The sequence below is a fragment of the Agromyces sp. Marseille-P2726 genome (genome assembly GCF_902809835.1).
Taxonomy (GTDB): Bacteria; Actinomycetota; Actinomycetes; order Actinomycetales; family Microbacteriaceae; genus Agromyces.
On the sequence record NZ_CADDWM010000015.1, the window covers coordinates 881,061 to 901,626 of the forward strand.

The 20,566-nt window shown below is 70.0% G+C and carries 18 protein-coding genes and 1 tRNA gene; 5 read left to right on the top strand and 14 right to left on the bottom strand.

Annotated elements, in window-relative coordinates; genetic code table 11:
- Positions 1–96: 96 nt before the first annotated feature.
- The 3 genes from HUS56_RS16755 to HUS56_RS16765 all read left to right on the top strand — a co-directional run bounded on the left by HUS56_RS16755 (position 97) and on the right by HUS56_RS16765 (position 1,387).
- Complete coding sequence (locus tag HUS56_RS16755) at positions 97–453, top strand: ATP-dependent DNA ligase (protein ID WP_173924514.1); 357 nt, start codon at positions 97–99, stop codon at positions 451–453.
- 108 nt (positions 454–561) lie between these two features.
- On the top strand, positions 562–1,002 hold the full coding sequence (locus HUS56_RS16760; protein ID WP_173924515.1) for an iron chaperone: 441 nt from the start codon (positions 562–564) through the stop codon (positions 1,000–1,002).
- 133 nt (positions 1,003–1,135) lie between these two features.
- A complete protein-coding gene (locus HUS56_RS16765; RefSeq protein ID WP_173924516.1) occupies positions 1,136–1,387 on the top strand; it encodes a hypothetical protein in 252 nt (83 codons plus the stop codon).
- 15 nt (positions 1,388–1,402) lie between these two features.
- Here HUS56_RS16765 and HUS56_RS16770 read toward each other — a convergent pair whose 3' ends face one another.
- From HUS56_RS16770 to HUS56_RS16830, 13 genes are all read right to left on the bottom strand, one after another.
- Positions 1,403–1,864 (bottom strand): hypothetical protein, encoded by a 462-nt coding sequence (locus tag HUS56_RS16770; protein WP_173924517.1) that lies wholly within the window; start codon positions 1,862–1,864, stop codon positions 1,403–1,405.
- Entirely contained in the window at positions 1,861–4,119 is a 2,259-nt protein-coding gene (locus HUS56_RS16775; RefSeq protein WP_371808323.1) for a molybdopterin oxidoreductase family protein, read from the bottom strand. The genes HUS56_RS16770 and HUS56_RS16775 overlap by 4 nt, the downstream gene beginning before the upstream one ends.
- Positions 4,120–4,321: 202 nt before the next feature.
- Positions 4,322–4,885, bottom strand: coding sequence for a dihydrofolate reductase family protein (locus HUS56_RS16780; RefSeq protein WP_173924519.1), 564 nt, complete (start codon positions 4,883–4,885; stop codon positions 4,322–4,324).
- 100 nt (positions 4,886–4,985) lie between these two features.
- Positions 4,986–5,058, bottom strand: a tRNA-Leu gene (locus HUS56_RS16785).
- Positions 5,059–5,091: 33 nt separating this feature from the next.
- Complete coding sequence (locus HUS56_RS16790; protein WP_173924520.1) at positions 5,092–6,564, bottom strand: NAD(P)/FAD-dependent oxidoreductase; 1,473 nt, start codon at positions 6,562–6,564, stop codon at positions 5,092–5,094.
- A gap of 48 nt (positions 6,565–6,612) precedes the next feature.
- On the bottom strand, positions 6,613–7,893 hold the full coding sequence (locus HUS56_RS16795; protein ID WP_254431505.1) for a S8 family serine peptidase: 1,281 nt from the start codon (positions 7,891–7,893) through the stop codon (positions 6,613–6,615).
- The gene (locus tag HUS56_RS16800; protein ID WP_173924521.1) at positions 7,890–8,453 is read right to left on the bottom strand and encodes a DUF501 domain-containing protein; all 564 of its coding nucleotides are present in this window, start codon (positions 8,451–8,453) and stop codon (positions 7,890–7,892) included. The genes HUS56_RS16795 and HUS56_RS16800 overlap by 4 nt, the downstream gene beginning before the upstream one ends.
- Positions 8,450–8,992, bottom strand: coding sequence for a septum formation initiator family protein (locus HUS56_RS16805; protein ID WP_173924522.1), 543 nt, complete (start codon positions 8,990–8,992; stop codon positions 8,450–8,452). Before HUS56_RS16805 ends, HUS56_RS16800 begins: the two co-directional genes overlap by 4 nt.
- A gap of 71 nt (positions 8,993–9,063) precedes the next feature.
- Complete coding sequence (gene eno / locus HUS56_RS16810; protein WP_173924523.1) at positions 9,064–10,344, bottom strand: phosphopyruvate hydratase; 1,281 nt, start codon at positions 10,342–10,344, stop codon at positions 9,064–9,066.
- Between the two features lie 231 nt (positions 10,345–10,575).
- Entirely contained in the window at positions 10,576–11,493 is a 918-nt protein-coding gene (locus tag HUS56_RS16815) for a hypothetical protein (protein ID WP_173924524.1), read from the bottom strand.
- Positions 11,490–12,953, bottom strand: coding sequence for a histidine--tRNA ligase (gene hisS / locus HUS56_RS16820; RefSeq protein WP_173924525.1), 1,464 nt, complete (start codon positions 12,951–12,953; stop codon positions 11,490–11,492). Before hisS ends, HUS56_RS16815 begins: the two co-directional genes overlap by 4 nt.
- Before the next feature lie 267 nt (positions 12,954–13,220).
- Entirely contained in the window at positions 13,221–13,664 is a 444-nt protein-coding gene (locus HUS56_RS16825; RefSeq protein WP_173924526.1) for a hypothetical protein, read from the bottom strand.
- Positions 13,665–13,778: 114 nt separating this feature from the next.
- On the bottom strand, positions 13,779–14,504 hold the full coding sequence (locus tag HUS56_RS16830) for a MazG family protein (protein WP_173924527.1): 726 nt from the start codon (positions 14,502–14,504) through the stop codon (positions 13,779–13,781).
- A gap of 176 nt (positions 14,505–14,680) precedes the next feature.
- On the opposite strand from HUS56_RS16830, the gene HUS56_RS16835 reads away from it, so the two are divergent.
- Positions 14,681–15,886 (top strand): Na+/H+ antiporter NhaA, encoded by a 1,206-nt coding sequence (locus HUS56_RS16835; RefSeq protein WP_173924528.1) that lies wholly within the window; start codon positions 14,681–14,683, stop codon positions 15,884–15,886.
- A 31-nt stretch (positions 15,887–15,917) separates the two neighbouring features.
- Here HUS56_RS16835 and mfd read toward each other — a convergent pair whose 3' ends face one another.
- Entirely contained in the window at positions 15,918–19,637 is a 3,720-nt protein-coding gene (gene mfd, locus HUS56_RS16840) for a transcription-repair coupling factor (RefSeq protein WP_173924529.1), read from the bottom strand.
- A gap of 117 nt (positions 19,638–19,754) precedes the next feature.
- Between mfd and HUS56_RS16845 the strand changes: the two genes are divergently transcribed.
- Entirely contained in the window at positions 19,755–20,462 is a 708-nt protein-coding gene (locus HUS56_RS16845) for an RNase H family protein (protein ID WP_173924530.1), read from the top strand.
- Positions 20,463–20,566: the final 104 nt, after the last annotated feature.

Genomic DNA, 20,566 nt, shown 5'->3' on the forward strand with positions numbered 1-20,566 from the left:
CATCGTTCACGTCGAGTGCGGGGACGAATGGAGCAGACACGGTGTGCCCCGGCCGAAACCGTGTAGTGTGACCAATTCAGGGGACAGAGGTGCCTGATGGGCCAACTCGTGTACGACAGCAACACCACCTTCACGATCGACGATCGAACACTCGCTCACCTGCAGGTCGTAATTCTCGACAAGCTTCGTCGCAACGAGTCCTTCGCCCTCGACCTCCATGATGATCGCCACATGCAGACGGTGTGGATCAACCAGCGGTCGGCGCTCGCGTTCCACTACAGCGGCAACCGGCGTCCGGCGCTCAATCACAACTGGCTCGAGCTGATGTCGGCCGAGGCCGGCCTGGGCGGCGTGCTGCGAGTCCTGCCCGAACCCCCCCAGCCCCCGCCGGTCGCCGCACCGGTGCCCGGAGGGACGTCCGGCTCCGACGGTCGCGTGACGTCGCTCGCCTGATCGATCAGGATTCGAGAAGCTCCGCCGGCCGTGTCCGCCTAGCCTGAGGGGTGAAGCGCTGCCAGCTGGGTGGCGGCGCCGAATCACATCCCGGAAGGAGACCTCACGATGGCCGCGACCGACACGTCCGGAGGGCTGAGCAAGGAGGAGCGCGAGGCGGTCAAGCAGCGCGCCAAGGAGCTTCGCGAGCAGGAGAAGGCCGGCAGGAATCGCGCGGCCGGCGAGAAGGCGGTGCTCGACGCCATCGCCCAGCTCGACCCCGACGACAAGGTGCTCGCCGAAGGGCTCCACAGGGTGGTGAGCCAGGTCGCGCCCGACCTGGTCCCGAAGACGTACTACGGCATGCCGGGCTATGCGAATGGCGACGGCAAGATCGTCCTGTTCATCCAGCCGGCCGGGAAGTTCAAGACGCGCTACTCGACGATCGGCTTCGAAGACAAGGCCGAGCTCGACGACGGCGACCTCTGGCCCGTTGGCTTCGCCGTGCGGAATTGGACGCCCGCCGTCGAGCAGCGGATCACCGAGCTCGTTCGCAGGGCGGTCGGCTGACACCGTCCCGGCGCAGGTCGAGCCGCCCGTCATCCTCGGACGGAGGACTTCCGGGCCCGGAAGTCAAGCGTGTACCCGGAACTGCGCATCGGTCGCATCATGGTCGAACGAACCAGTTCCGGGGGGATGCACGATGAAGTCACAACCCATTGCCACGCCGACCGGTCCCGAGGTCGAACTCGTTCGCCTGAGTGAGACCATATGGCGCGTCTGCGACTGCAGGTGCGAAGACGGGGATACTCGGAAGATCCTCGGTTACCTCCAGCAGCTGAACGGCGGATACGAGATGCTGTGGATGCGACCTCGGGCCGGAGTGAGCCAGCAGTACTCCACGTTCGCGGCGGCCACCGAGGGCATCAACAGAAGGCTCCTCACGCTCCCCTGAACGGGCTGGCCGCGTTCATCGCGCCGCGATGAGCACCTGGGGCGCGGCCTGCTTCATCCGGGTCTGCAGCCACCGCACATGCACGGCGATCTCGTGCTCGCACGCGTCGACGACCTCGAGCAGGTCGGCGTCGCGGAGGGCCTGTGCGGCTTGCTTCACCATCATCCAGGTCACGTCGGTGAAACTCGCGAGGAGGTAGAGGTCCTGCAGGTCCCGCAGCAGGCCGAGCGGACCGGTCCGAGATTCCCGCATGCCATCCGCGTGCAGCCGTTCCGGCTCGTGGCCGGCCGGCGCTTCCCCGTAGCGCGCGACGACCCCGTCGAGCATCCGACGGTGCGCCTGGCATTGCGCGGCCATCGTCAGGCACAGGAAGTGGACGTCGGGTTCGTCGCCATGGACCCCGGCGACCTGAAGGTAGGAGTCGGCGAGCGTCGTCTCGGATTCCGCGAGCAGCGACAGGTAGACCGGGAGCTTCATCGTGCGTCCTCCGTCCTCGCCACGCGAACGGCGGCGGTCTTGAACACCGGCTGCTTCGACACCGCATCCCACTCGGTGACCGTGAGTTCGTTCGCCGCGGTGGGATGCCGCTGCTCCGCTCCCTCGGGCGCATCCCAGTACCCGTAGTGGAACGGTGCGAAGACGGCGCCCGGCCGGATGCCGGTGACCCGCAGGGGAGCCACGATGCGACCGCGACGCGAGCGCACCTCGATGATGTCGCCATCGGAGAAGCCGTGCTCTGCGACATCCGTCGCTGCCATCTCCACCCAGACGGACGGCGCGGCGGCGTCGAGGCCCGGTGCACGGGCCGTCTTCGTGCGCGTGTGGAAGTGGTAGACCGAGCGACCGGTCGTGAACCGCAGCCGGTACTCGTCGTCGGGCGGCTCGTGGGGGCCCGCGTAGGGGGCGGACTTCAGGATCGCCCGGCCGTTCGCGGCCAGCGCGGCGAACGCCTCCTTTCCCACGTCGGCGCCCGTGAGCAGGTCGTGCCCGTAGTCCTCGCAGTACTCGGCGCGCGTCGCGAAGTCGGCATCGGCGTACAGCCGCTGCACGCTCGTCTCGCCCGGGCGGCGCGGCCAGGTGATGGCGCCCTCGCGGCGCAGGTCCTCGTACGAGATGCCGGTGTAGTCGCAGGGTCGACCGCGTGAGCACTCCTGCCAGGCGCGGTAGGCGTCTTCGGGACCGCTCCAGTCGAGCAGCGGCGCTCCGTCGTTCCGCCGGAAGTCCATGCGACGCGCGTAGTCGAGGAAGATCTCGAGGTCGGAGCGGGCCTCGCCCGGCGGGTCGACGGTCTGTTCGGAGAGGTGCACGGTGCGCGTCGTGTTCGTGAAGGTGCCGGTCTTCTCGCCCCACCCCGCAGCGGGCAGCACGACGTCGGCGAGCTCGGCCGTCTCGGTGAGGTAGAGGTCTTGCACGACCACGAACGCCTCGGGCTCCGCGATGATCTCCCGGATGCGGGCGAGCTCGGGGAGCGAGACGGCCGGATTCGTGGCGGAGATCCACAGAAACCGGATCGATCCCTGTTCGACGTAGCGGAACAGCTGCATCGCGTGCGTGGGCGGCGCCCAGTGCGGGATCACGAGGGAATCCACGCCCCACAGCTGCGCCAGCTCCTCGACGTGCGCGGGATTCTGCCAGTTGCGGAAGCCCGGCAGGTCGCCGTCGGCTCCGCAGTCCCGGTTGTTCTGCGCCGTGGGCTGACCGTTCATCTGCAGCAGGCCCGCTCCGGGTCGTCCGATCATCCCGCGAAGCAGGTGCAGGTTGTTGACCTGGCACGACGCCGCCGTCGCCTGCGCCGACTGGTAGAAGCCCTGCAGCACCGTCGAGACGACGCGCTGGGATGTCCCGAAGATGCGTGCGGCCTCGCGGATGTCGGCGGGTGCGACGCCGCAGACCTCGGCGGCGTGCTCGGGCGTCCAGGGTGCGGCCTGGCCACGCAGTTCCTCCAGCCCGACGGTGTGCGCGTCGACGAACGCGTCGTCCGTCCACCCGTTCTCGAGCACTTCGCGCACGAGCGCGAGCATGAGCGCGAGATTCGTGCCCGGATTCACCGCGAGGTGGACGGCCGCTCGCCTCGCGACGGGCGTCTCCCGGGGATCGACCACGACGAGCACAGGCGGTTCGGGGCCGTCCAGCCGATCCAGCACGCGCGACCAGGTCACCGTCTGCGTCGCCGCCATGTTGTGCCCGTAGAGGAAGAGCGCGTCGCACTCATCGAGGTCCTCGTAGCACCCCGGCTGCCCGTCGGCAGCGAACGTCTCCTTGAGCGAGAACGCGGCCGTCGCGGTGCACAGCCGGGTGTTGCCATCCATGTGCGGGGTGCCGATACCCGCCTTCCCGATGATCGCGAGCGCGTAGTACTCCTCGAGGAAGAGCTGGCCACTCGTGTAGAAGCCATGACTCAAGGGGCCGATCTCGTCGAGGAGCGCACGGCTGCGCTCGACGACCACGGTCATCGCCTCGTCCCAGCTCGCGGGGACGAGCTCGCCGTCTCGGCGGACGAGCGGCGTGGTGAGGCGGTCGCGGTGCTCCATGCCCTGCCAGCTCGCGTGCAGCCCCTTCGGCCCCAGCCGGCCGTGGTTGATCGGGTCGTCTGCAACCCCGCGGACACCCACCATCCGGCCGTCCTTCACGGCGATGTCGCAGCCGCAGCCGTTGCTGCACAGCACGCACGCCGAGCGCACCCAGCGGTCGACATCCGCCTCGTCGATGCCGTCGGCGAGCAGCTGATCCACGCGAGCAGGCCACGGTGCTCCCCGAGCGAAGGGCCGCCGCGCTCCCCAGACGTCCGTCAGCCGATCCTGTCCACCCGACGCGCCCGTCGTCGCCGCCTGCTCGCTCACAGGCTCACGATCTCGCCGCAGTTCCGGGAACGCAACCCCTTGATCGACTCGTTCGGATGGGTCCCGACACCGGTCACGGCCCTCGGGTTGAAGGTCAGCGCCTGGTTTCGTACCTCGTCAGGACCACGCCATCGGGAAACGTGCGGGTCTCGACCAGGTTCAGGTCGACCCAGTGGTCGAGGGCCGTGAAGAACGGCGTGCCGGCACCCACCAGGACCGGTGCGGTGGCCAGCACGTACTCGTCGACCAGCCCGGCCCGCATCGCCGCCGCGGCGAGCGTGGCACCCCCGATGTCCATGGGGCCGCCGTCCTCGGCCTTGAGCCGGGTGATCTCCGCGACCGCGTCGTCGGTGACCAGGCGGGTGTTCCAATCGACCGGGCGGGTCGTCGAGGAGAACACCACCTTCGGCATGTCCCGCCAGCGGCGGGCGAACTCGACCTCCGCCGGTGTGACGCCAGGCTGCTGGTCGGCCGTCGGCCAGTGCGAGCTCATCGTCTCCCAAAGTCTGCGCCCGTAGAGCGACAGGCCCGTCGCCCCGACCCGGTCCGACCACCATTGGAACAACTCGTCGCTCGGCACGCTCCAGCCGATGTCGTCGCCGGGCGCGGCGATGTAGCCGTCCAGGCTCACGTTCATGCCGTAGGTCAGTTTCCGCATGGGGTCATCCTCCCGTGCGGCGGTGTTCGGTGTACAGGCCGCACGGCCCGGCGACGTCATGGGCCAGGACTGGGCGCATCCGATGGGCCCTTGACCGCGGTGCTCCCGCTGGGATTCGAACCCAGACTGAAGCGATTTTAAGTCGCCTGCCTCTGCCGTTGGGCTACGGGAGCGCGCCACCGTACGACGCGACGGCGCCTCTCACCTTACTTCGCAGCGACGGCCTCGGCCTTGGTGGCCGACTTCGATCCGGCGGCCTTGGCAGCCGAAGGCGCCTTGGCGCCAAGGGCCTTCGAAGCAGCTGTTCCGGATGCCGCAGACGTACCTGACGCCGACACCGCGGGCGTCGCGGCGGCCGGCGGCTTCGGGCGCGCGGCGAACTGCTCGAAGACGGCCCGCGGCCGCTGGACGGCCGAGAGCTCGACGATGTCGCGGCCGAGCCAGAAGTTGTTCCACCAGTCCCAGAAGACGCGGAACTTCCGCTCCCAGCTGGGCATGGCCAGGCCGTGGTAGCCCCGGTGGGCGAACCAGGCGAGGAGGCCCTTGATCGCGAGCCTGCCCGACTGGAAGACCCCCGAGCCGATGCCGAGTCCGGCCACGGCGCCGAGGTTCTTGTGGAAGTACTCCTTCGGCTCCTCACCGCGAAGCACGGCGACGATGTTCTTCGCCAGGAGCTTGCCCTGCCGCACGGCGTGCTGCGCATTCGGCACGCAGTAGCCGCCGACGCCGCCGCCCGTGAGGTCGGGCACCGCAGCGATGTCGCCCGCCGCCCACGCGTCGGCCACCCAGTCGTCGTCGTCGCCGACGCGGAGGTCGGCCCGGGTGAGGATGCGGCCGCGCTCCTCGACCGGCAGGTCGCTCGAGCGCACGATCGCCGGGTTGGCCATGACACCGGCCGTCCAGACGATGAGGTCGGACTCGAACGTCTCACCGGTGGACAGTTCGATCACTCCATCGACGGCGCTCGTCAGCTGCGTGTCGAGGTGGATCTCGGCACCACGCTGGGCGAGGTGCTTGATGACCCAGTGGCTCGTTTCGAGCGAGACCTCGGGCATGATCCGGCCCATCGCCTCGATGAGGTGGAAGTGGGTCTCATCGAACGTGAGTTGCGGGTAGTACTTGAGCAGTGCACTGGCGAACGAACGCATCTCGGCGAACACCTCGATGCCGGCGAATCCCCCGCCCACGACCACGAAGGTGAGCAGGCGTTCCCGTTCGGGGCCCGGCGGCAGGGTCGCCGCGCGGTCGAAGTTCGTGAGGATGCGATCGCGAATGGCGACGGCCTCTTCGATCGCCTTCAGCCCGATCGCGTTCTCTGCGACGCCCGGAATCGGGAAGGTGCGCGACACGGCCCCACCCGTGACCACGATGACGTCGTACTCGAACTCCCATGGCTCACCGACCTCGGGCGTGATCGTGGCGATCTTCGAGGCATGGTCGATGCGGGTGACCTTCGCGGTGATGACGTTCGTCTTCTTCAGGTGCCGCCGCTGTGCCACCACGGCGTGCCGCGGCTCGATCGACCCGGCCGCGACCTCGGGCAGGAAGGGCTGGTACGTCATGTACGGGAGCGGGTCGACGATCGTGACCTCGGCCTCGCCCGGACGCAGCCACTTCTCGAGCTTCCACGCCGTGTAGAACCCCGCGTAGCCACCGCCGACGATGAGAATCTTGGGCACGGTGAATGGACTCCTCAGATATTGATTAAGGCCGGCTGATGCATGCGATCACTGCTCGCGAGCGCGGACAGTCCGCCTGGAATGCCGAGTGGCGCCGATGCCCAACAGCGCACCTAGCGTACCAAACCCGGCTACCAGCGAGAGCGGGACGGTGATATAGGCGAGCGTCCACGCCGTCGGCAGCAGCGTCTGCGCACCGTCGGACCGCGGCAGGGGTGGATCGGCGATCGGCACGATGGCCTGTTCCTCCGTGCCTTCGGCGGGAACCGGGGCATCCGCCCTCCGATGGATCGTGATCCATTCCGCAAGACTGCCGAGCGGGCTGGCGTCGACCTTCGGTACGTCTGCGGTGAGCGCTGCGACGGGATCGATGATCCCCCACCCGTACAACGGACTCGGCACATCGTGCCCGTTGGCATCGGCGGTGCGGATGAGCCGTTCGATGACGTTCGCGGCGTCGAGATCGGGGTACTCGCTGCGGATGAGGGCGACGAGGCCAGACACGATCGGGGCCGCCGCGCTCGTTCCGCTCCATTGCACGTATCGCCCGTCGGGCAGCACGCCGACGAGGTCCTCGCTCGGTGCGGCCACGGCGATCGTGATGCCCTGCGAACTGGCATCGAAGCTCGCATTCTTGTCGCGATCGACACCGGCCACGGCCACGACGCCGGGAATCGTCGCCGGAGCGCCCACCTCGGCGGTGCCGCTCCCCCGGTTGCCGGCGGCGGCGACCACCACCACGTCGTTCTCGAACGCATACATGAACGCGTCATCCCCGCTCTCGGGCCAGTCGAGCGTATTGCGGGTCAACGACATGTTGATGACATCGGCGCCGCTGTCGACGGCCCAGCGGACGGCCATGGCGATCTGTTCATCGTTCGAGATCTCGGCTCCGGTGTCGAGGCCGAACGCGACGGACGCGGTGAGCAGGTCTGCCTCGGGCGCGACCCCGATGACGCCGTTGCCGGGGCTGCTTCCGCGGCCGGCCAGCAGCGAGGCGACCATGGTGCCGTGGTTCGGATCGTCGCCGACGGGCGTCTGCCCGTCGGGGGTGCCGAGGCCCGAGACATCCGTGCCCCCGACCCCCGCACCGCGCAGCTCGGCGACATCGCCGGCGACACCCGTGTCGATGATCGCGACGGTCACGCCCTCGCCGCGCGACGAGTTCCACGCGGTCGTGAAGCCGTAGTCGGCCAGCCAGTACTCGAGATCTCGCACGGTGTCGGCGCGCGCGGGCGCAGCACCGGCGAGCGCGATCATGGTCGCCGCCGCCGTTGCCGCTGCGACCTTGGCGACCACGGCGAGCCGCCTGCGTCGGGTGCGGCTCACTGGCGGCCTCCGGTGTCGTCGTCGGCGGGGTTGTCGGGATCGGGGATGTCGACCCCGTAGTCGGGACACTGGCAGACGTTCGGCGACCAACTCGATCGCTCCAGCGCGATGTCGCCGATGGGGTTCGCGCCCGGGCCCGCCGCGAGCGACTGCGCGGCGAGGGCGTGCAGGCACTTGACCCGAGTCGGCATGCCGCCGGCCGAGATGCCGGCGATCTCGGGGACGACACCGATGGACTCGCGATCGGCGAGATAGTCGCGGTGCGCCCGTTCGTAGGCCGCCGCGACGTCGGGGTCGGATGCGAGCAGCTCGCTGCACTCGACCATGAGCTGGGCGGCCTCGAGGAACGACATGGCGGCCGTCGCCACCGGATGCGTCAGGTAGTAGAACGTCGGGAACGGGGTTCCGTCGGACAGTCGCGGGGCGGTCGCCACCACTGTGGGCGCACCGCACGCGCAACGGGCGGGGATGCCGACGACGTTGCGAGCCGGTCGGCCCAACTGCGCGGACACGATGCGGATGTCGCGCTCGCTCACCTCTGCGAACGGCGGTCGGGTCATTGCGCGACCTCGGTCGCGGGAGCCGTCGTGGGCGCGGGCGCGGGCGCGAGCCCCGCGATCATCACGGAGTCCAGGAGGGTGCGCATCCAGTCGCCCTTCGATTCGGTCACGTCAGCCGAGACCTCGGCCGCGGCATCCGCCTTCGCCGCCTCGGACCGGTCGTCGATCACGAGGTAGCTCACCTCGCCGGGCATCACGTAGTACAGGCGCTCGCGGGCCTGCGTCATGATGAACGTCTCGTCGTTCCATCGCTCACGCTCGTCGCGCAGGCGCTGCACCTCCTCCTCCTGGGCGGAGACGGCGGCGCGCAGCTCGGCGATCTGCTGGCGCTGCTGTGCGAACGCCGCGATCGTCGGCGCCAACACGACGACTGCGAGTACGAGCACACCCATCATGATGATCGAGAACCCTGAGAATCGGATGCCGCTGAGCCACCCCGCGCGAGCCTCCGACGCCGCACGCGGGCCCGACCCCGGGCGGCTGGCCGATGTCGATCGGCTGCCCGACCCTCGGGAGGCCGGCGGGGCATCGGGACGCATCGCCACTCCTCACCACCCGGGAACCGCGACGGGGGCGACGCGCGGCCTCCCCCGTCGTCGATCCAGAACCGTCAGGCCGTGAATCGCGGGAACGCCGTGCGGCCCGCGTACACCGCAGCCTCACCGAGTTCTTCTTCGATCCTCAGGAGCTGATTGTACTTCGCGACGCGTTCGCTCCTGGCGGGCGCGCCCGTCTTGATCTGACCGCAGTCGGTTGCGACCGCGAGATCGGCGATGGTCGTGTCCTCGGTCTCTCCGGAACGGTGCGAGAGCACGGCCGTGTAGCCGGCGCGCTGTGCCAGCTTCACGGCGTCGAGCGTCTCGGTGAGGGTGCCGATCTGGTTGACCTTGACGAGGATCGAGTTGCCGGCGCGTCGGGCGATTCCGTCGGCGAGGCGCGCGGGGTTCGTGACGAAGAGGTCGTCGCCGACCAGCTGCAGCCTCGTGCCGAGCGTGGCGGTGAGCTCGGTCCAGCCCTCCCAGTCGTCTTCGGCGAGCGGGTCCTCGATCGACACCAGCGGATAGGCGGCGACGAGCTCCTCGTAGTAGGCGCTCATCTCGGCAGCGGTGCGGTCCTGGCCCTCGAACCGGTACACGCCGTTCTCGAAGAACTCGGTGGATGCGACATCCAGGCCGAGGGCGATGTCGGCGCCGAGTGTGAAGCCGGCCTTGCCGATCGCCTCGGAGATGAGATCGAGCGCCGCGCGATTGTTGGGGAGGTCGGGCGCGAAGCCGCCCTCGTCGCCCAGGCCGGTCGACAGGCCCTTCGACTTCAGGAGGCTCTTCAGCGCATGGTAGGTCTCGACGCCCCAGCGGAGGCCCTCGGAGTAGGTCGGGGCACCGATCGGCAGCACCATGAACTCCTGGATGTCGACGCCCGTGTCGGCGTGCGCGCCGCCGTTGATGATGTTCATCATCGGCACGGGCAGCACGTGCGCGTTCGGGCCGCCGAGGTATCGGAAGAGCGGGAGGTCGGCCGAGTCCGCGGCGGCCTTGGCGACGGCGAGGCTCACGCCGAGGATCGCGTTCGCGCCGAGCCGGCCCTTGTTGTCGGTGCCGTCGGCGTCGATGAGGGCTGCGTCGATGACGCGCTGGTCGGAGGCATCCAGGTCTTCGATCGCCGGGCCAAGGTCGTCGAGCACGGCGTCGACGGCCTTCTGCACGCCCTTGCCGAGGTAGCGGTCGCTCTCGCCGTCGCGCAGCTCGTACGCCTCGAACGCCCCGGTCGACGCCCCCGAGGGGACTGCGGCGCGGGCCAGCGTTCCGTCGTCGAGCAGCACCTCGACCTCGACGGTCGGGTTTCCTCGAGAATCGAGAATCTCGCGGGCGCCTACAGCTTCGATGAATGCCACAGTGAACTCCTCTGTGATGGGGGTGTGTGTGCGTCGGACGACTCCGTCGTGATCCGCGTCACAGTCTACTGAGGCGGGGGCGGGCCGACGGTTTTGGTCGGATGCCGCGGGCTCGCGGCATCCGTCGCCCCCCCTGCCCGTCCCCACCGCCGCTTGCTCCAATCGAGAAGTCGCGAATGGGCAGTACGACCCTGCAAACGCGACTTCTCGATCTCCAGGGAGTCGTTGGGCTCAGCTGCCGACCGGTCGCGCGAGCAGGTCCCGCACTCCGTCGATGAACGCCCCGCGGTTCGAGCCGAGATCGTCTGCCGTGACCTCGATGACGTGCCATCCGGCCGAGGTCAGGACGCGTCGTCGACGCAGGTCGTCCTGCCAGCGCCGGCGATCCGTGCGGTGGATGTCGCCGAGGTACTCGAATGCGATCTTTCGCTGCGGATATGAGAGATCGGGATGCACCACCACTCCGGACGGGAGCCTGACCGGCGCGTTCGGGACGGGCTCGGGCAGCCCCGCATCGACCAGCGTGAGCCTGAGGTGCGTCTCCTTCGGTGACTCCGCTCCCTCGCGAATCCGCGGGAGCGCCGCGAGGATGTTCGCGGCGCCCCGTCGCGGCGGCCAACGCCTGGCTGCAGCTCGAAGTTCACCGAGCGTCGCGATCGCAGGCTGGCGCTTCTGGCCGCGGCGCGGACCCGTGACGATTGCGTCGCCGAGCGCAACGAGGTCGTAGAGCGTCAGCTCGGCCGCGAGCTGGCACCACACGTATGCCGGCGCCACGACCGGCAAGCCATCATGAAGCATCGAGGGTAGGGCGACGGATGCCACGTGGCCGATGACGCCACGACCGCGCGCGCGAGTCGTGCCGGGAGCGGCGAGAACGTGTACCGATTCTGGCGTCTCGGGGAGAGGCAGCCCGAGGAGGGACGCGGCCGTGCCGTGGCTGAACACCTCGCCGGCCCTGAGCAACGGCTCATACGCGCGGCATCGGCCGAGCACGTCGTCGAGGTCGAGGTCGATCGAGCGGGCGCCGGTGAACGCGCGCTGGACGTCGGACGCGGCCAGCCTGTTCCGGCTCGCCTGGTGGAACTCGCGATCGCGCACGCGGAATGCGGCTCCCGTCAGATGCGCTGGCAGCGCGGCACGTCGGGTCATCCGGCCACCGTGCCAGACCGTCCGACGATGTGAGCTCGTTGTCCACAGCCGAATCGAGAAGTCGCAGATGCGCAGTCCGACCATGCAAACGCGACTTCTCGATCCTTGACCTGTCGCGGCGCCGCCCTAACCCGAATCGAGAAGTCGCAGATGCGCAGTGCAACCCTGCGAACGCGACTTCTCGATTCGGACGAAGTCGCAGGAACCTCAGTGGTCACGTTCGCGAACGCGTCGAAGCCGTCGGCGGTGACGCGGTCGAGCAGGGCGCGCAGGTTCTTCGCGCGACGCTCGAAGCGCACGCGGGTTCCGGATGCCACGAGCTCGTGCTTCAGCGAGAGCAGCGACGCGGGCTCGACGTCGGCGTCGTAGACGAGCACGACGGCGCGCGGACGCGACCCGTCGCGCATCTCGAGCAGGTCGACGATGCGCTCGAACCCGATGGAGAACCCGCACGCCGGCACCTCCTGCCCGAGGAAGCGTCCGATCATGTGGTCGTAGCGCCCGCCGCCGCCGAGCGAGTAGCCGAGGTCGGGGTGGGCGATCTCGAAGATCGTGCCGGTGTAGTAGCCCATGCCGCGCACGAGCGTCGGATCGAACTCGATCGCCGCGTCGGGCATCGCGGCGCGGAGCGCGAGCAGGTCGCCGTACGCCTGCTGGTCGAGCCACGCGGGCGGCGGCATCGCCTGCCCGGTCGGCGACGCCTCGCCATCGAGCAGCTGCCAGTCGGCCGCCATGAGCGCGTCGAGCTCGGCCGCCACATCGGGTGTCCCTGCTCCGTCGCCGATGACGCCGAGTTCGTGCAGTTCTGCGGCAACCCCCGTGACCCCGATCTTGTCGAGCTTGTCGATCGTGATGAGCGCGCGCTCGCGCAGCTGCTCGGGCACGCCCCACGAGGAGAGGATCCGCGCGAGGATGCGCCGGTCGTTGATGCGGATGACGCAGCCGCCGAGACCGAGCGCCTCGAGCGTCGCGAGGGTCGCCGTGAGCAGCTCGAGCTCGGCAAGCTGCCCCGGCTCGCCGATGATGTCGATGTCGCACTGCACGAACTGGCGGTAGCGGCCCTTCTGCGGACGCTCGGCCCGCCACACCGGCGCGATCTGGATCGCGCGGAACACGGGCGGCAGCGCGGCGCGGTGGGTCGCGTAGAACCTGGCGAGCGGCACGGTGAGGTCGTAGCGCAGGCCGAGGTCGGCAAGTGAGAGTGCGTCGCCGGATGCCGCGGCCGCCTCGAGGTCCTCGGGCGTCAGGCCGCGCTTCATCACCGCGAATGCGAGTTTCTCGTTGTCGCCGCCGAGGCCGGCGTGCAGTCGCGACGAGTCCTCCATCACGGGCGTCTCGATCTCGTCGAAGCCATGCGCCCGATACACGCCTCGGATCACGCCGAGGGCGTGCTCACGGCGGGCCTTCTCGGCGGGCAGGAAGTCGCGCATGCCGCGCGGAGGGGTGACGGATGCGGCCATGCCGCCCATTCTTCCAGCACCGGCACGCCTGCCCGGGCATGCCCCGACGGTGGACGAGTAGTGCTCGGCGGAGCCGGACCGGTCTCCAGACGCGAGGCCCGCGGATCTCGATACGCGTCGCCTGCGGCGGCGCTACTCGATCACCGGCACCGGCGGCGCTACTCGATCACCGGCCCCGTGCGGCGTACTCGATCACCGGCCCCGCGCGGCGCTACTCGATCACCGGACCGGCGGCGCTACTCGATCACCGACCCATCCACCCACGCCTCACCCGAACAGGTCGAGATCCACCCCGCGGCTGTCCGCCGCCCGCTGCAACGCCTCCGCCTCGTCGATGCCGACCGCGAGGTAGACGTGCAGTCCATCGGCGTCGTCGCGCACCAGGTACTCGTAGTCGGTGGTGACGATCACCTCGTCAGCGGCATCGAGGTAGCTCCACCGCACGCGCACGGTCGAGATCCGTTCGGTCAGCGCGCTCACCGCGCGCAACTCGGGTACGGCCGACTCGAGGCCGAGCCGACGGTACAGCGGATACGACTGGGCGAGACCTGCCGCCATGTCTGCGCGGCTCTCGAGTGCACCGGCGAAGTCGTCGGTCACGATCATCCCCGGGAGTCCCCACAGCCGGGCCGTGGCATCGGCGTCGAACTCGCGCAGCGCGGCGGCGTACTCATCGAAGAACTCGGCGAGTCGCTGCTCGGTGATCCCCATGGAGGCCTCCTCGATGCCCTCTCCCCGACGGTACGCCGACGGCGAGGCATCCGCGATCACCGACACGGCCCTGCGCTCGCCGCTCGCCGATCGCCGGCCCCATGGGCGGCCGGCTCAGTCCGCGAGCGCTCCCTCGGCGGTGCGCACCTCATGCTCGAATGCGCGCACGACGTGCCGAAGGGCCCGTTCGGCATCGAGCCCCCGGGAGCGAGCGGATGCCACGAGCGCGAACAGCGTGCGGCCGAGCTCGTCCTCCGTCGCCGGCGTGCTCGTGGCCGCGGCATCCGTCGCAGTGTCGCCGAGGAGGACCTCGGCCGTGACCCCCGCCTTCTCGGCCTTGTCGAGCACCTTGCGCGCGAGCGCGAGCGCGGGCATGCCGCGCGGCACGCCGTCGAGCACGCTCGTCCGGTGCGGCTTCTCGTCGGCCTTCAGGTCCTCCCAGAAGGCGACGACGTCGGCGGCAGTCTCTGCCGACCGGTCTCCGCCGAAGACGTGAGGATGCCGCGACACCATCTTCGCGGTCATGTGCGCCGCGACATCCTGGATGTCGAAGTCCTCGCCGGGGGTGTGCGCCGCGATGTCGGCGTGGAACAGCACCTGGTAGAGCACGTCGCCGAGCTCCTCGATCATCTCCTGTCGCGTGCCCGCCTCGATCGCATCGATGAGCTCCCAGCACTCCTCGACGAGGTACTGCACGAGGCTCTCGTGGGTCTGGTCGGCATCCCAGGGGCAGCCGCCGGGCGCGCGCAGTAGCGCGACGGTCTCGATCAGCTCCTCGAGGGCGGTCGGCTGATCGGCCTCGGATCGGCGGCTGCGGCTGACTCGGTGCGCCTCGGTCATCCCGTCAGCCTACGTCGGCAGCGGCGTGCTGAACCCGGGATGACCGAACGGATGTCGCGGACCCGCGCCGCCGATAGGATCGGACGCGGAGTGCCGGGAAGTCTGGTCGGCCGACGCGTCAGCGTCGTCGCCGTCTCGCGCGGGTTCGCCCGCCGTCCCGACCCCGAAGGGATGTCATGAACGTCCTCCGCTCGGAGCGCCTGGCCGCCGCCCTGCTCCTCTCCGCCGCCGTGATCGGCATCCTGCTCGCGAATCTGCCGATCGGGGCGGCGCTCATCGACGCGAAGCAGGCGCACCCGATTCCGCTCGGTCCGATCGACCTGTCGGTCGGCCACATGGTCAGCGACGGGCTGCTCGCGATCTTCTTCTTCATCGTCGCGGTGGAGTTGCGCCGCGAGCTCGTCATCGGCGAGCTCAACAGCTTCTCGAAGGCCGTCGTGCCAGCGATCGCGGCGCTCGGCGGCGTGGCGGTGCCCGCGCTCGTGTTCCTCGCGTTCGCCGGTGGTGGGCCCACCGCGAACGGGTGGCCCGTGCCGACCGCGACCGACATCGCCTTCGCGCTCGGGGTGCTGGCGATGTTCGGGCGGTTCATCCCGACTCGTGTACGGGTGTTCCTGCTCGCGCTCGCGGTGCTCGACGATCTGGTCGGGATCCTCGTCATCGCGTTCTTCTTCACCGCTTCCGTCGACCTGGCCTTCCTCGGGTTCGCCGCGATCGCGGTCACCGCGTTCGGCCTCACGAGTCGGCTGCTGCGGCCGCGATCGCCGTACGTCCTCGGCCGGCGACGACAGTGGCCCGTCATCGTCGTCCTGTGCGCGCTGGCGATCGCGGCGTGGGTCTTCGTGCTGCTCTCGGGCGTGCATGCGACCATCGCGGGCGTGATGCTCGGCCTGGTCATGTCGCGTCGGCCCGCCGGGCGCGCCGTGCACCTGCTCGAACCGTGGTCGAACGGCGTCATCCTGCCCCTGTTCGCCTTCTCCTCCGCGCTCGTGGTCGTGCCGCAGGTGCAGCCCAGCGAGCTCGATCCCGCGTTCTGGGGCATCCTCGTCGGGCTGCCGCTCGGCAAGCTCGTCGGCATCACCGTCGTGGGCGGCATCGCGACCATGCTCTTCTCCCGGCGCAAGGGCATCACGCCGTTGACGTGGGGCGACCTCGCAACGGTCGGCGCGCTGGGGGGCATCGGCTTCACCGTGGCGCTGCTGATGAACGAGCTGGCGTTCGAGGAGTTGCCCGCCGTGATCGACCAGGGGACGGTCGCGGTGCTGCTCGGATCGGGCACGTCGATCGTGCTCTCGGCGATCGTGGTGTCGATCCGGTCGCGGCAGTACCGCCGCCGCGGCGCGGCCGAGGGCGTCGGCGGAGCGTTCGCGCATCCGCAGTGAGCGCGGTCTTCGCTGGTGTCGCGTCCGGGCGTCAGCCGGCCGCCGGTGATGCCGCCGCGGCATCCGCCGGCGTCACCTCGGGCACGGGGAAGATCGCCGTGACGAGCTTCGTGACCCACTCGATGAGTTCGGCGTCGTCGGGCAGCTCGCCGCCCGCGGTCGGGAACGGCACGAGGATCACGTCGTTCTGAGCGAAGAGCTTCGCGCCCGGGTAGAGGCGCTCGAGCCGCACGCGACGCGAGTCGGGGATCTTCGCGGGCGCGATGCGCAGCTTCGAACCGGTCGCGATGACGTCGGACAGACCCGCGAGCTGCGCCTGGCGACGCAGGCGCGAGATGGCCACGAGGTTGACGACGGCCGCCGGCGGCTCGCCGTAGCGATCGACGAGCTCGTCGAGCACCTCGTCGATCTGCCCGTCTTTCGCGGCCGGGCCGCTCGCGGCCGAGAGCTTCTGGTAGGCCTCGAGGCGCAGGCGCTCGGAGTCGACGTACTCCTCGGGGATGTGCGCGTCGACGGGCAGCTCGAGTCGCAGCTCGGTCTGCCCCTCGGCGACGTCGCCGCGGAACGCCGACACGGCCTCGCCGATCATGCGCAGGTACAGGTCGAAGCCGACGCCGGCGATGTGGCCGGCCTGCTCGGCGCCGAGCAGGTTGCCGGCGCCGCGGATCTCGAGGTCTTTCAGCGCGACCTGCATGCCGCTGCCGAGCTCGTTGTTGGCGGCGATGGTCGACAGGCGGTCGTGCGCGGTCTCGGAAAGCGGCTTCGCCGGGTCGTACAGGAAGTACGCGTAGGCGCGCTCGCGCCCGCGGCCGACGCGACCGCGAAGCTGGTGGAGCTGCGAGAGCCCGTACTTGTCGGCGCGGTCGATGATGATGGTGTTCGCGTTCGAGATGTCGAGGCCGGTCTCGATGATCGTCGTCGAGACGAGCACGTCGAACTTGCGTTCCCAGAAGTCGACGACGATCTGCTCGAGCACGTGCTCGTTGAGCTGGCCGTGCGCGACGGCGATGCGCGCCTCGGGCACGAGCTCGGCCAGCTGCGCCGCGACCCGGTTGATCGACGAGACGCGGTTGTGCACGAAGAACACCTGTCCCTCGCGGAGCATCTCGCGACGGATGGCCGCGGCGACCTGCTGCTCGGAGTACGGGCCCACGAACGTGAGGATCGGGTGCCGGTCTTCGGGCGGGGTCGCGAGCGTCGACATCTCGCGGATGCCGGTGACGGCCATCTCGAGGGTGCGTGGGATCGGCGTGGCGCTCATCGCGAGGATGTCGACGTTGGTCTTGAGCTTCTTGAGCTGGTCCTTGTGCTCGACGCCGAACCGCTGCTCCTCATCGATGATCAGCAGCCCGAGGTCTTTGAACCCCACCTTCTCGGTGAGGATGCGGTGGGTGCCGATGACCATGTCGACGGTGCCGTCGGCGAGCCCGGCGACCGTCTCGCGCACCTCCTTGTCGGTCTGGAAGCGGCTGAGGGCACGCACGTGCACCGGGAATCCGGCGAACCGCTCGCTGAACGTCTCGAAGTGCTGGCGCACGAGCAGCGTCGTGGGCACGAGCATGGCGACCTGCTTCCCGTCTTGGATGGCCTTGAACGCGGCGCGCACCGCGACCTCGGTCTTGCCGAAGCCCACATCGCCGGCCAGCAGGCGGTCCATCGGAATCGGCCGCTGCATGTCGGCCTTCACCTCGTCGATCGTCTGGAGTTGGTCGGGCGTCTCGGTGAAGGGGAACGCCTCCTCGAGCTCGTGCTGCCACGGCGTGTCGGGTGGGAACGCGTGGCCCTTGGCCGCCATGCGTGCCGAGTACAGCTTCACGAGTTCGACGGCGATCTCGCGCACGGCCTTGCGCGCGCGGCCCTTCGCCTGCGCCCAGTCGCTGCCGCCCATCTTCGAGAGGGCGGGAGCCTCGCCGCCGACGTAGCGCGAGAGCAGGTCGAGCTGGTCTGTGGGTACGTAGAGGCGATCGCCCGGCTGCCCGCGCTTGGACGGCGCGTACTCGAGCACGAGGTATTCGCGCACGGCGGTGGGCTGCTGCTGGATGCCGGCGGTACGGCTCGGTCCGGTCGGACGGCTGCCGGTCGCGACCTCGCGCTGCACCATCTCGACGAACCGGCCGATGCCGTGCGTCTGGTGCACGACGTGGTCGCCCGCCTTGAGCTGCAGCGGGTCGACGACGTTGCGGCGCCGCGTCGCGAGCTTCGTGTTCCTGCGGGCGTCGTAGCCGACGGCTCGACCGTAGAACTCGGCCTCGGCGATGAGCCCCAGCTTCACCTCGGGGACCTCGAATCCGCGTGCGGCGTCGGCCTGCACCAGGTACGCCACGCCGGGCTCGAGCTCGGCGGGCACCTCGTCGACGATGCGGGCGGCGAGCCCCGCGTCGGCAAGGACATCGCGGGCGCGCTCGACCAGGCCGTGTCCGGCGGATGCCACGACGAGGCTCCATCCGTCGCGCAGGCGTTCCGCGACGGGATCGACGGCGCCGGCGACGTTGCCCGCGAAGGCCGGCATCGCGTTCGCGGCGACGCGGACGTACTCGGATGCCGCATCGGCCGCGGCCCCGGCCCCCGCCGCGGGAGACGATGCGGCGACGACCGCCGCAGCATCCCCGATGTCGAAGGTCGAGAACGTCCACCACACACGGCGCGGCGACGGCGTCATCTGCAACGCCGCCTCACGGAACTGCCGGAGCGTCAGGAAGTCGCCGGCCGCCAGACCGGTGCCGAGCCACGACGACGCATCGATCGGCGCCTGGGCTCCGGCGGTCGCGGCGCTCCACGCCGCGTCGAGGAACTCGCGATTCGTCTCGGCGAGGCTCACGGCACGGCCGGTCACACGCTCGGGTTGCAGCACGGCGACTGCCGCGCCCTCGGGAAGGTAGTGCGTCAACGGGACGAGGCGGTCGAGCAGGGCGGGTGCCAAGGACTCCATTCCCTCGACGGGGATTCCTTCGGCGACCTTCTCGAGCAGGCCCGCGAGGTTCGGGAACTCGTGCAGCATCTCGCGCGCCCGCTGGCGTACCGCGGGCGTGAGAAGCAGTTCGCGGCTCGGCGCGAGGTGCACGCGGTCGACCGGATCGGGGAGCGAGCGCTGGTCGGCGACCGAGAATGCACGCAGCTCCTCGACCTCGTCGCCGAAGAACTCGACGCGAACCGGGTGGTCGGCGGTGGGCGGGAACACATCGAGGATGCCGCCTCGCACGGCGAACTCGCCGCGGCGGGCGACCATGTCGACCCGCGAGTAGGCGAGGTCGACGAGCCGTTTCGCCAGGTCGGCCAGGTCGTATCCCCGGCCACCGGCGACGAGCTCGATGGGCGCGAGGTCGGCCAGGTTGTCGGCGAGGGGCTGCAGCGCCGCTCGCACGGATGCCACGACGACGAGCGGATGCCGCGAGCCCTCGGCCTGCCAGTCGCGCATGCGTCGCAAGGCATGCAGCCGTCGTCCCACCGTCTCGGCCGAGGGGCTCAGCCGCTCGTGTGGCAGGGTCTCCCACGCGGGGAACTCGAGGATCTCTGCACCGTCGAGGTACGGGGCCAGCGACGATCGAACCGACTCGCCCTCACGGCTGGTCGCGGTGATGACGAGCAGCGCGGCCGGCAGCCCGGCCTCGACACGACGCTGCAGGAGACCGGCGAGCAGGGGCGCGTCGATGCCCGGCGTCGCCGAGAAATCGGCGTTCCGAAGGGCCTCGGCGAGCGCCTCGTCGATCGTGGAGGCGCGCGAAAGCGCCGTGTTCAAGCCCTGCAGGATCACCGTCCGAGTCTACGCGCGCCCTCCGACGTGGACGCCGCCGTGCGCTCCCCGCGAACGGCGATCGACACCGTGACGCTCGGTCCCGCTAGCATGAGCGCCGGACGGAAGGACTCCCGCATGATCATCGCCGCAGCCGACGGTTCCGCGCTCGGCAACCCCGGCCCCGCCGGATGGGCGTGGTATGTCGACGACACCTGCTGGGCGGCCGGCGGATGGGTCCGAGGCACCAACAACCAGGGCGAGCTCACCGCCGTGCTCGAGCTCTTCCAGGCCACAGCGCACCTCGACGACGAGCTGCTGGTGCAGTGCGACAGCCAGTACGTGATCAACGCACTCACGAAGTGGATGCCGACCTGGAAGCGCAAGGGATGGCGCAAGGCCGACGGATCCCCCGTGCTGAACCTCGACCTCATGCAGGCACTCGACGAGGCGCTGCGTGGCCGCCGGTACCGGTTCGAGTGGGTGCGCGGGCATGCGGGCCATCCGATGAACGAGGCGGCCGACGAGCGGGCCCGGGCGGTCGCGGTCGCGTACCAGAAGGGCCTCGACATTCCGACCGGGCCCGGCTGGACCGGCGCCTGCGAACCCGCCGTCGACGTGCTGGTGTCGCCGGCTCCCGGCGACGCGGCCGATGAGGCATCGCTCGACGATCGCGAGCTCCACGCCGGAGAGGTGGCGGATGCCGCGCTGTTCGACTTCGAGGACCCGGCCGCCGACTGGCTGACGCTCTCGCTGGAGCTCACCGCCGAGGAGCACACCCGCCTGGTCGAGCGCGCCCGAGCAGCAGGACAGTCGCCCGAGGAGTTCCTCCGCGGCCTGATTTGAGTTGACTTGCGCGCCGGTCCCCGCCCGGCGCGCCGCAGTCGGCTCGACGAGTCCACACGTCCGGCGGCGTCCACGCCGCCGCCTCCGAGAGCGTCCTGCGTTGC

Bases quoted from the DNA above. Each gene is read 5' to 3' on its own strand.
- hisS (WP_173924525.1), bottom strand. From the start codon at position 12,953: ATGGCCGCATCCGTCACCCCTCCGCGCGGCATGCGCGACTTCCTGCCC.
- HUS56_RS16805 (WP_173924522.1), bottom strand. From the start codon at position 8,992: ATGCGTCCCGATGCCCCGCCGGCCTCCCGAGGGTCGGGCAGCCGATCG.
- HUS56_RS16825 (WP_173924526.1), bottom strand. From the start codon at position 13,664: ATGGGGATCACCGAGCAGCGACTCGCCGAGTTCTTCGATGAGTACGCC.
- HUS56_RS16755 (WP_173924514.1), top strand. From the start codon at position 97: ATGGGCCAACTCGTGTACGACAGCAACACCACCTTCACGATCGACGAT.
- HUS56_RS16830 (WP_173924527.1), bottom strand. From the start codon at position 14,504: ATGACCGAGGCGCACCGAGTCAGCCGCAGCCGCCGATCCGAGGCCGAT.
- HUS56_RS16780 (WP_173924519.1), bottom strand. From the start codon at position 4,885: ATGCGGAAACTGACCTACGGCATGAACGTGAGCCTGGACGGCTACATC.
- HUS56_RS16845 (WP_173924530.1), top strand. From the start codon at position 19,755: ATGATCATCGCCGCAGCCGACGGTTCCGCGCTCGGCAACCCCGGCCCC.
- HUS56_RS16815 (WP_173924524.1), bottom strand. From the start codon at position 11,493: ATGACCCGACGTGCCGCGCTGCCAGCGCATCTGACGGGAGCCGCATTC.
- HUS56_RS16835 (WP_173924528.1), top strand. From the start codon at position 14,681: ATGAACGTCCTCCGCTCGGAGCGCCTGGCCGCCGCCCTGCTCCTCTCC.
- HUS56_RS16770 (WP_173924517.1), bottom strand. From the start codon at position 1,864: ATGAAGCTCCCGGTCTACCTGTCGCTGCTCGCGGAATCCGAGACGACG.
- HUS56_RS16765 (WP_173924516.1), top strand. From the start codon at position 1,136: ATGAAGTCACAACCCATTGCCACGCCGACCGGTCCCGAGGTCGAACTC.
- HUS56_RS16800 (WP_173924521.1), bottom strand. From the start codon at position 8,453: ATGACCCGACCGCCGTTCGCAGAGGTGAGCGAGCGCGACATCCGCATC.
- HUS56_RS16760 (WP_173924515.1), top strand. From the start codon at position 562: ATGGCCGCGACCGACACGTCCGGAGGGCTGAGCAAGGAGGAGCGCGAG.